Genomic DNA, 10712 nt, shown 5'->3' on the forward strand with positions numbered 1-10712 from the left:
GAAACCTCGTCGACAAACATAGGTTGCTTGTAACGACGCGCAGCGTTGCAGGAGATATGGATGAGCCAGAATCATGAGACCGCAAGCGTCCGCTTGCTCGCTCCTCGGGTCGGGGGCGACGAGTCCGTCCTCACGCCAGAGGCCCTCCGTTTCCTTTCCGGTCTTGGGCGCAAGTTCGCTGACCGGGTACCGGCCCTGCTCGCCCGGCGGCGCGCCGTGCAAAAGCGGCTGGACGCGGGCGAGCGGTTCGATTTTCTCCCCGAGACGCGGGATGTGCGCGACGGCGACTGGACCGTTGCGCCGCTGCCCGAGGACCTCCTCGACCGGCGCGTGGAGATCACGGGTCCGGTCGATCCCAAGATGATCATCAACGCGCTGAACTCGGGCGCGAGCGTGTTCATGGCCGATTTCGAGGACGCCACGTCGCCCACGTGGAAGAACCTCATCGAGGGGCAAGCGGCGTTGAGGCTCGCGGTGCGGCGCGAGCTCCGCCACGAGGACCCGGCGACCGGGAAGCGTTACGCCCTCGGAGACAGGCTGGCGACCCTGCTCGTGCGCCCGCGCGGCTGGCACCTCCCCGAGAAGCACGTCGAGCTCGACGGCAAGCCGCTGCCAGGCGGGCTCTTCGATTTCGGACTCTATTTCTTCCACAATGCGCGTGAGCTCGTCCGCCGCGGGACCGGGCCTTACTTCTATCTGCCGAAGATGGAGAGTCACCTGGAGGCGCGCCTCTGGAACGACGTCTTCGTGTTCGCGCAAGAGGCGCTGGGCCTGCCCGTCGGCACGATCAAGGCCACGGTCCTCATCGAGACGCTGCCCGCGGCGTTCGAGATGGACGAGATCCTCCACGAGCTCCGGCAGCACTCGGCCGGCCTCAACTGCGGTCGCTGGGATTACATCTTCAGCTTCATCAAGAAGCTCCGGAACGACCCGGCCTGCGTGATGCCGGATCGCTCGCAGGTGACGATGGAGCAGCACTTCCTGCGCTCGTACACGCAGCTGCTCGTGAAGACCTGCCACCGCCGGGGCGTGCACGCGATGGGCGGCATGGCGGCGCAGATCCCGATCAAGAGCGACCCGGAGGCGAACCGCGCGGCGCTCGACAAGGTGCGCGCGGACAAGCTGCGCGAGGTGAAGGACGGACACGACGGCACCTGGGTCGCGCACCCGGGGCTCGTGCCGCTCGCGCGCGAGGTGTTCGACGCGCACATGCCCGCTGCGAACCAGATCGAGCGGAAGCGCGAGGACGTCCGCGTCTCGGCGGCCGACCTGCTGCGCGTCCCGGCGGGCGCGCGCACCGAGGCGGGCCTGCGCCATAACATCCGGGTCGGCGTCCAGTACCTCGAGGCGTGGATCAGCGGCCTCGGCTGCGTCCCGCTCTACAACCTGATGGAGGACGCGGCCACCGCGGAGATCTCCCGCACCCAGGTCTGGCAATGGATCCGCCACAGGGCGACGCTCGACGATGGCCAGCCGCTCACCGTGGAGCGCTTCCGCGCGGCGGTGGACAGCGAGATGGCCGCCCTCCGCGGCGCGCTCGGCCCGGCGCGCTTCGACGGCGGCCGCTTCGCCGAGGCGCGCGCGCTCTTCGAGCGGCTGTCGATCGGAGAGACCTTCGAGGAGTTCCTGACGCTGCCTGCTTACGAGCTCTTGATCTCCAGCGCCGGAGAGCAGCGCTCGTGACGCCCGGCGCGCTTCGTTTGACGTCGACACAGCGGCCGCTGCCGCCCCCAACCCCAACGCATTAGGAGCCCAGTCATGTCCGCTGCTTTCCCGCTGAACACGCCGATCTCCGCCGACTCGCTGCACGCGCCGCCGAGCGACACCGTCCCGGGCAGGTGGAGCGGCATCGTCCGCCCGTACTCCGAGGCGGACGTCGCGCGCCTCCGCGGCACCGTCCGTATCGACTACACGCTCGCGACCCTCGGCGCCAAGCGGCTCTGGAACCTGATGCACTCCGAGCCCTACGTTGCGGCGCTCGGCGCCCTCACCGGCAACCAGGCGATGCAGCAGGTCCGGGCCGGGCTCAAGGCCATCTACCTGAGCGGGTGGCAGGTGGCGGCCGACAACAACGAGGCCGGGACGATGTACCCCGACCAGAGCCTGTACCCGGCGAACAGCGTCCCGACGCTCGTGCGCCGCATCAACCAGGCGCTCCTCCGCGCCGACCAGATCGAGAACGCCGAGGGCAAGGCGGGGCGCTACTGGCTCGCGCCCATCATGGCCGACGCGGAGGCGGGCTTCGGCGGGCCGCTCAACGCGTTCGAGCTGATGAAGGCGATGATCGAGGCGGGCGCCTCGGGCGTTCACTTCGAGGACCAGCTCGCCTCCGAGAAGAAGTGCGGGCACATGGGCGGCAAGGTCCTCGTCCCGACCAGCCAGTTCATCCGCACCCTGATCGCGGCCCGGCTCGCCAGCGACGTCATGGGCGTGCCGACCGTCCTCGTGGCCCGCACGGACGCCGACAGCGCCAAGCTGATCACGTCCGACGTCGACCCGCGCGACAAGCCGTTCGTCACGGGGGAGCGCACGCCGGAGGGCTTCTTCGTGCTGAAGGGCGGCCTCGAGGCGGCCATCGCGCGCGGGCTCGCGTACGCGCCCTACGCGGACCTCGTCTGGTGCGAGACCTCGACGCCGGACCTCGATCAGGCGAAGCGCTTCGCGGAGGGGATCCACAAGCAGTTCCCGGGCAAGCTGCTCGCCTACAACTGCTCGCCTTCGTTCAACTGGAAGAAGCACCTCGACGACGCGACGATCGCGCGGTTCCAGCGCGAGCTCGGCGCGATGGGGTACAAGTTCCAGTTCGTGACCCTCGCCGGGTTCCACTCGCTGAATCACAGCATGTTCGAGCTCGCCCGCCAGTACCAGCGCCGCGGGATGGCGGCGTACTCCGAGCTGCAGCAGGCCGAGTTCGCCGGCGAGCAGTTCGGCTACAGCGCGACCCGCCACCAGCGCGAGGTCGGGACGGGCTACTTCGACGAGGTCGCCCAGGTGATCTCGGGCGGCGCTGCGTCCACGCTGGCCCTCCACGAGTCCACCGAGGCCGCCCAGTTCTGAGCGCCCGCGCGGGCGTGCGCCGTCCGTCGCGCACGCCCGCGTCTGTCCGCCGCGGCGCCCCCCGCCGCCCTCGCCCGCGCGGCGTATCTCCCCGTTTCCCTGTGAATTTTCCGAAGAATTCAAGGGGAGGCCTCCGCCGTCCCCCTCCGCCGCGTCTTCCCCCGCGCTTCGCGAGGCGCCCGTCCTCGCGGGAGCGCGGCGCCGGCGCGCCGGGCGGGCGCCGTCTCCGCGGTGGCCCGGCGGGTGCCGTTTGAGTAGGCTCGGCGCGGGCGGCGCCGCCCGAGCCGAGGTGAAAAGAGCTGTGACAACGCAGAGCCCCAGAGCGAGCGACGCTGACAGCAGCGTCGCCGCGTCCAACTTCATCCGAAACATCATCGCCGAGGACCTCGCCGCCGGCAGGCACACGCGGGTCGTGACCCGGTTCCCGCCCGAGCCGAACGGCTACCTGCACATCGGACATGCGAAGTCGATCCTGCTGAATTTCGGGCTGGCGGCAGACTTCGGGGGCGCATGCCACATGCGCTTCGACGACACGAACCCGGCCGCCGAGGACATGGAGTACGTGGAGTCGATCCTGCGGGACGTGCGCTGGCTCGGCGGCGACTGGGGCGACAAGCTCTTCTTCGCGTCGGACTACTTCGAGCGGCTTTACGCCTTCGCGGTGGAGCTCATCCAGAAGGGCAGAGCCTACGTGTGCAGCCTGAGCGAGGCAGAGACCCGCGAGCTCCGCGGCACCGTCACGGAGCCCGGTCGGGAGAGCCCCTACAGGAACAGGTCCGTCGCGGAGAGCCTGGATCTCTTCGCCCGGATGAGAGCAGGGGAGTTCCCGGAGGGCGCGCACGTGCTCAGGGCCAAGATCGACATGGCCGCTCCCAACATGAAGATGCGCGATCCGCCGATCTACCGCATCAAGCGCGCGCGCCACTACCGGACGGGCGACGCGTGGTGCGTCTACCCGCTCTACGACTTCGCTCACAGCCTCTCCGACGCGATCGAGGGGATCACCCACTCGATCTGCACGCTGGAGTTCGAGAACAACCGGGAGCTGTACGACTGGATCGTCGAGCACCTCGACGTCCCGTCCCGCCCTCGCCAGTACGAGTTCGCTCGGCTCAACCTGAGCTACACGGTGATGAGCAAGCGAAAGCTGCTCGCGCTCGTGAAGGGCGGGCTCGTGACGGGCTGGGACGACCCGCGCATGCCCACCATCGCCGGCCTCCGGCGCCGCGGGGTGACGCCCGAGGCCATCCGCTCGTTCTGCGAGGAGATCGGCGTCGCCAAGACGAACAGCATGGTGGACATCGCCAAGTTCGAGTCGTGCGTCCGAGACGACCTGAACCTCCGCGCCCCGCGCGTCATGGCGGTGCTGCGCCCCCTCCGGGTCGTCCTCGAGAACTACCCCGAGGGGCAGGTCGAGGAGATCGACGCGCCCTACTGGCCCGAGGACGTGCCGAGGGAAGGCTCCCGCAAGGTCCCCCTGTCCCGGGTGCTCTACATCGAGCGCGACGACTTCCTCGAGGACCCCCCCAAGAAGTGGTTCCGGCTCGCGCCCGGGCAGCAGGTGCGGCTCCGCTACGCCGGGTTCATCACCTGCCGCGAGGTGGTGAGAGACGAGGCTACAGGAGAGGTCGTCGAGCTCCGGTGCACGTACGATCGCCCCACGAAGAGCGGTGAGGCGCCCGACGGGCGCAAGCCGAAGGGAACCTTGCACTGGGTCTCGGCCGCCCACGCGCTCCCCGCCGAGGTCCGGCTCTACGACCGGCTCTTCACGGTCGAGCGGCCCGACGCGGTCGAGGAGGGAAAGGATTTTATGGAGAACTTGAATCCTGGTTCGCTGGTTGTCCTGAGCGGGTGTCAGGTGGAACCGAGCCTGTCCACGGTCGAGAAGGGGAGCCATGTCCAGTTCGAGCGCCAGGGGTTCTTCTTCGTGGATCCCGTCGATTCCGCGCCCGGCGCGCCCGTCTTCAACCGCACGGTGGCGCTCAAGGACTCATGGTCGAGGCTCTCGGCCGAGAGGCCCGCTCGGGCCGCCGAGCCCGCGCCCGCGGGCCCGGCCGCCAAGGCGCCGCCGCCGGAGCCTCGGCGCGAGCGCGCGCCCTTCGAGGAGCGCCTCGCGCGGCTCGACCCGGCGCGGGCCGAGAAGGCCAGACACCTCATCGAAACACGTGGGATACCGGGCGACGACGCGGTGGTCCTGGCCGACGACGACGGCCTCCTCCGGCTCTTCGAGGAGACGGTCGCCGCGCACGACAACCCCCGGGGCGCCGCCAACTGGGTCATCCACTCGCTGGCCCGTGAGCTGAAGGACAGGAAGACAGGCGACCTCCCCGTCTCGGGGGCGCAGCTCGGCGAGCTCCTGGCGCTGATCGATGACGGGACGATTTCCGGGAAGATCGCGAAAGATGTCCTCGCTGAGATAATGCAGCAAGGCGGTAGCCCGAGGGCGATCGTCGCGCAGAGAGGGCTCCGGCAGGTCGCCGACGAAGGCGCCCTGGAGCGGATCGTCGACCAGATCATCGCCGGTCATCCAGGCGAGGTTTCCCGCTTCCGCGCGGGGAATTCGAAGCTGATCGGGTTCTTCGTCGGTCAGGTCATGAAGGCCTCCGGCGGCAAGGCGAACCCGGACCTGGTCAATACGCTGCTGGCCAGGAAGCTGGCGTAAATCTCCCACCCACGCGCTGTTTCCCTTCCTCCCCGACGCGGGGTGCGCCCGAGTGCTGCGCTCTGCGTTATCCCACTCCCGGCACCTGACTACGTGACGCGTGTCGTGGTGGTGTGGAGGCGGTGTGCAGAAAGATGTCCAGCAAAATCTCCATAAAATATTTGAACTTGATAGATGGAGTGGTGTAGATCTGATTGGTACTATGGAATCTGCACGCCAGTTCGCTCTCCTCGCTTGCGTGGCTGTGTCGTTCTCGCAGGCTGCCTGCGTGGCGTCTGCCGAGCTCGAAGGGGATGACGAGGCGGTGGCGGAGGCCGAGCAGGAGGTCACGATTCACAACGCGCTGACGGCCAACGCGTTGACGGCCAACGCGCTGACGGCCAACGCGCTGACGGCCAACGCGCTGACGGCCAACGCGCTGACCGCCAACTCGCTGACGAGAGGCGCGCTCCGTGATCCCGTGTCGAGGGAGCTCCTCAGCTTCATTGTGAGCTGCGCTCTCCCCGAGGAGGACAGCATCGAGGTCAAGGTCGATGGGGTGTCCTACAGCTTTGACGGGGATCTCGGGCTCGCGCCCGAGTGGGGCAAGAAGCGCGGCTCGTGTGATGAAAACTGCCAGGAGTGGGTCTCCGCGTGCCTGCTGGCGCGCGTGAACTACCGGGGCGAGCACGTCATGATCTCGCTCCGCGGAAAGAACCCGGCGCTCTCGTCCACGAAGTGGGAGCGGGCGAGGTACGACACCCCGGAGGCGACCTACTTCGGCAACGTCTTCCACAAGCCGCAGAGCCTCTTCGCCTGCCTCGCGCCGGGCAAGAGGTCGATCCCGCGCGTCTGCGGGCCCTCGCTCGACAACTGCCCGATCGATGTCGTGGGCGAATGTGAGGACGTGTGCGATGGGCCGAAGCAGGACGGCAGCTTCTCGGACTGCCACGACCGCGAGCCGCTCAAGCTGCCGTGCGGCGCCCACGTCTTTCCGCGCGGCACCGACCGCTACAAGGCTTCAGTGTCCGTCTTCCTCGAGTAGCATCGAGCCGCGTGGATTCCGGCGCAGTCCTCGCGAGCCGCTTCGTCGTCGAGCAGCAGGTCGCGGCCGGGGGGATGGGGACGGTCTATCGCGCGCACGACCGCCTCGACGCCCGCCCGGTCGCCCTCAAGGTCCTCCACAGCCGCGAGGCGTTCGACGTCGAGCGGTTCGAGCGCGAGGCGCAGATCCTCGCCGAGCTGAGCCACCCCGGGATCGTGCGGTACGTCGCGCACGGGCGAACCACCGCCGGGGACCACTACCTCGCCATGGAGTGGCTGGAGGGGGAGGACCTGGCGGCGTGCCTCGCGCGCCGGCAGCTCGCGCTCGGAGAGAGCCTCGCGGTGCTGCGCAGGACGGCGGACGCGCTCGCCTTCGCGCACTCGCGCGGGATCATCCACCGCGACGTCAAGCCGAGCAACATCTTCCTCGTCGCCGGCGATGTCGGCCAGCTCAGGCTCGTCGACTTCGGGATCGCGCGCCCCGACGGGGAGTCGCGGCGGCTCACCTACACGGGCGGGATCCTCGGAACCCCGGGGTACATCGCGCCCGAGCAGATCGAGGGCGGGGGCGCCCTCGACGCGCGGGCGGACGTGTTCTCGCTCGCGTGCGTCTTCTACGAGTGCGTCGCGGGACGCCCGGCCTTCGAGGGGGCGCACGTCATGGCGGCGCTCGCCAAGCTCCTGTTCCAGCAGACGCCCCGGCTGCGCGACGTCCGCGCGGACGTCCCGGAGCCGCTGGAGCGCCTCATGGACCGGATGATGGCGAAGAACCCCGAGGACCGGCCGCGCGACTGCGGCGACGTCGGGGTCGAGCTCGCGCAGATCGCGGAGGCGCTCGACGCCTGGGCGACGCCGCGGCCCGCCACGCTCGCCTCGCCGCGCGACGCGACCATGCGCTCGGCGCGGGTCGACGGGTTCCTCACGCGCAGCGAGCAGCGGCTCGTGTCCCTCGTGCTCGCCGGCGAGCCGGACGACGTGCAGATGAGCGTCGCGGCGGCCGGCGGCGTGCCGAGCGCCTTGGACGTCTCGAGCGTGCTGCAGGAGCTCTCGAGCGAGGGGCCGGGCTCCGCGGTGCCGCGCTCCGAGGTGCGGGCCGCGGTGGAGCCCTACGGCGCGCACATCACGGAGATCTCGCGAGGTTCGCTCATCGCGATCCTCGCCGGCGCCGGGAGCGCCGTGGACCGGGCCGAGCGGGCGGCGCGGTGCGCGCTCGCGCTGCGCGCGCGGTTCCCCGGCATCCCGCTCGCCGTCGCCACGGGGCGCGGGGTGTCGTCGGCGAAGCTCATCGAGGGCGACGTCATCGACCGGGGGGTGCGCGCCCTGCGGGCCGCGCACGCCGGGGCGGTCCGGCTCGACGACGTGACCGCCAGCGTCGTCGGCGGCCGCCTCAAGGTGGAGAGCGACGAGAACGGGCCGTTCCTCGCGACCGAGACGGCGGCCGACGAGAGCGTCCCCGTCCTGCTCGGCAAGCCGAGCGTCTGGGTCGGCCGCATCCGCGAGCTGTCCATGCTGGAGGGCGTGTTCTCCGGGTGCGTGAGCGAGTCGCTGGCGAGCGCGGTGCTCGTCATCGGCGCGGCGGGGTCCGGGAAGTCGCGGCTCCGCCTGGAGTTCCTCACCCGGGTGCGGCGCCAGTTCGGGTCGGTGGAGATCCTCTCCGGGCGGGCCGAGTCGATGGCCGCGGGGTCTCCGTTCGGCCTCATCGCCGACGCGATCCAGAAGGCGGCGGGGATGCGCGAGGGCGAGCCGGTGGAGGCCCGGCGGCGCAAGCTGACGCGACGGCTGGGGCGCCACCTGAGCGGCGAGGCGCTGAGCCGGATCTCGGCCTTCCTTGGCGAGCTCTCGCGGACGCCGTTCCCCGACGGCGAGACGAGCGGGCTGCGCGCGGCGCGCGACAACGCGATGCTCATGGCCGACGCGACGCGCGCGGCGTGGGAGGACTGGCTCGCGGCCGAGTGCGCGGCGCAGCCGGTGCTTGTCGTGCTCGAGGATCTGCACTTCGGCGATCCGGCGACCGTGCGCCTCATCGATCAGACGCTCCGGAACCTCCGGGACCTGCCGCTCATGCTGCTCGCGCTGGCCCGGCCCGAGGTGAGCAAGCAGTTCCCCGGGCTGTGGACCGACCGGGAGGTGCAGACGATCAAGCTCGGGCCGCTGCCCGCCAAGGCGAGCGAGCGCATGGTGCGGAGCGCGCTCGGCGAGGAGACGCCCGCCGAGACGGTGGCCCGGGTCGTGGACCGGGCCGACGGCAACCCGTTCTACCTGGAGGAGCTCATCCGCGCGGTCGCGACGGGCAAGGGGGACGTGCTGCCCGACTCGGTGCTGGGCACGGTCGAGGCGCGGCTCGACGCCGAGGGCCACGAGGCGAAGCGCGTGCTGCGGGCGGCGAGCATCTTCGGCGACCGCTTCTCGAAGCTCGCGGTGGCGGCGCTGCTCGGCGGCGCGACGCGGGTGAAGGAGACCGAGACGTGGCTCGACGCGCTCGCGGCGCGGGAGCTCATCGCCCCGGTCTCGACGCCGGGGTGGCTCATCCCGACGGACTACGTGTTCCGCCACGCGATCGTGCGCGAGGCCGCGTACGCGATGCTCACGGAGCCGGACCGCGCCCTCGGCCACAAGCTGGCCGGCGAGTGGCTCGAGCGCAGCGGGCACACCGACGCGATGGCGCTCGCGGAGCACTTCCGGCGCGGCGGCGAGCCGGGGCGCGCGGTGCGGTGGTACCGGAGGGCCGCGGAGCAGGCGCTCGAGGCGAACGATCTGGCGAGCGCGCTCGCGCGCGCCGAGATGGGCGTCCAGTGCGGGGCGGCCGACGAGGAGCTCGGGCGGCTGCGGCTCGTGGAGGCCGAGATCGGGCTGTGGCAGGGAGAGGCCGTGCTCGCCGTGCAGCGCGGCACCGAGGCGGCGAGCCTCGTCCGGACCGGCAGCTCGCCGTGGTTCCGCGCCATCGGGCAGGTGATCATCGCCGAGGGGAAGCTCGGTCACTTCGATCGCGTCGAGGCGTGGGCGACGCGGGCGGCCGAGGCGGCGGGCGCGATCAGCGCGCGGATCATGTGCCTGTGCGACGCCGCGACGTTCCTGAGCTTCGGCGGCCGCTACGCGGCGGCCGACGCGCTGATCCAGATGCTCGAGGTGGTCGCGAGCGAGCCCGCCGGGCTCGAGCCGCAGGCGGCGGGGCTCTACCAGCAGGCGCGCGCGGTCCGGGCGAACACGAGGGGCGACATCGGGGCCGCGCTGAGCGGGTTCACGGCGGCGCTCGCGGCGTTCGAGCAGGCCGGCGACCGCCGGAACGCCTGCACGATACGCTCGAACCTGGGTTTCTTGTACGGCGAGCTCGGCGATTTCGAGGTGGCCGAGTCGGCGCTCCGGACGGCGCTCGCCGCGGCGCAGCGCATGGGCCTCGACGATCTGGAGACGGCCGCGAGCCAGAACCTCGGCTACGTCATCGCCCACCTGGGGCAGCTCGAGGAGGCGAAGCTCCTCGAGCAGCGCGCCGCCGCGGCGTTCCAGCAGCAGGGCGACCGGCGCATGGAGGGCGTGACGCTGACGTACATGGCGAAGATCATGCTCCTGTCGGGCGATCCCGTGGCCGCCGAGCGCGAGGCGCGCGCCGCGGTCGAGGCGCTGGCGGTGGCGCCGCCGCTCCGCGCCGCCGCCGTGGCGGTGCTCTCGCGCGCGCTGCTCGCGCAGGGCCGCCCGGAGGAGGCGCTGCCGGCAGCGCGCGAGGCGTTCGTGCAGCTCGAGGAGGCGGGCTCGCTCGAGGAGGGCGAGTCGCTGGTGCGGCTCGCCTACGCCGAGGCGCTCGCGGCCGCGGGCGCCGCGAGCGAGGCGGCCGAGGCGCTCGCCGTCGCGCGCCAGCACCTGCTCGAGCGCGCGGCGAAGATCAGCGACGCGGCCTTTCGGGAGCGGTTCTTGACGTGCGTGCCCGACAACGCGAGGACCCTCGCGCTCGCTGCCGCCGGGTGACACGTCACGG

Annotated in this window: 5 protein-coding genes; all 5 read left to right on the forward strand. The window is 71.1% G+C overall.

The annotated features are described in order from the left end of the window. Positions 1 to 60: 60 nt before the first annotated feature. Positions 61 to 1683 (forward strand): malate synthase A, encoded by a 1623-nt coding sequence (gene aceB, locus WMF14_RS47005; protein WP_437797283.1) that lies wholly within the window; start codon positions 61 to 63, stop codon positions 1681 to 1683. A 75-nt stretch (positions 1684 to 1758) separates the two neighbouring features. Next, entirely contained in the window at positions 1759 to 3057 is a 1299-nt protein-coding gene (gene aceA, locus WMF14_RS47010) for an isocitrate lyase (RefSeq protein ID WP_272096448.1), read from the forward strand. 301 nt (positions 3058 to 3358) lie between these two features. Further along, complete coding sequence (locus WMF14_RS47015; RefSeq protein WP_437797285.1) at positions 3359 to 5719, forward strand: glutamine--tRNA ligase/YqeY domain fusion protein; 2361 nt, start codon at positions 3359 to 3361, stop codon at positions 5717 to 5719. Positions 5720 to 5987: 268 nt separating this feature from the next. Then, entirely contained in the window at positions 5988 to 6743 is a 756-nt protein-coding gene (locus WMF14_RS47020) for a hypothetical protein (protein ID WP_437797287.1), read from the forward strand. 11 nt (positions 6744 to 6754) lie between these two features. Next, positions 6755 to 10702, forward strand: a complete 3948-nt coding sequence (locus WMF14_RS47025) for a serine/threonine-protein kinase (protein WP_437797289.1) — start codon at positions 6755 to 6757, stop codon at positions 10700 to 10702. Positions 10703 to 10712 lie beyond the last annotated feature (10 nt).

The sequence above is a fragment of the Sorangium sp. So ce693 genome (genome assembly GCF_051521375.1).
Classification (GTDB): Bacteria; Myxococcota_A; Polyangia; order Polyangiales; family Polyangiaceae; genus Sorangium; species Sorangium atrum.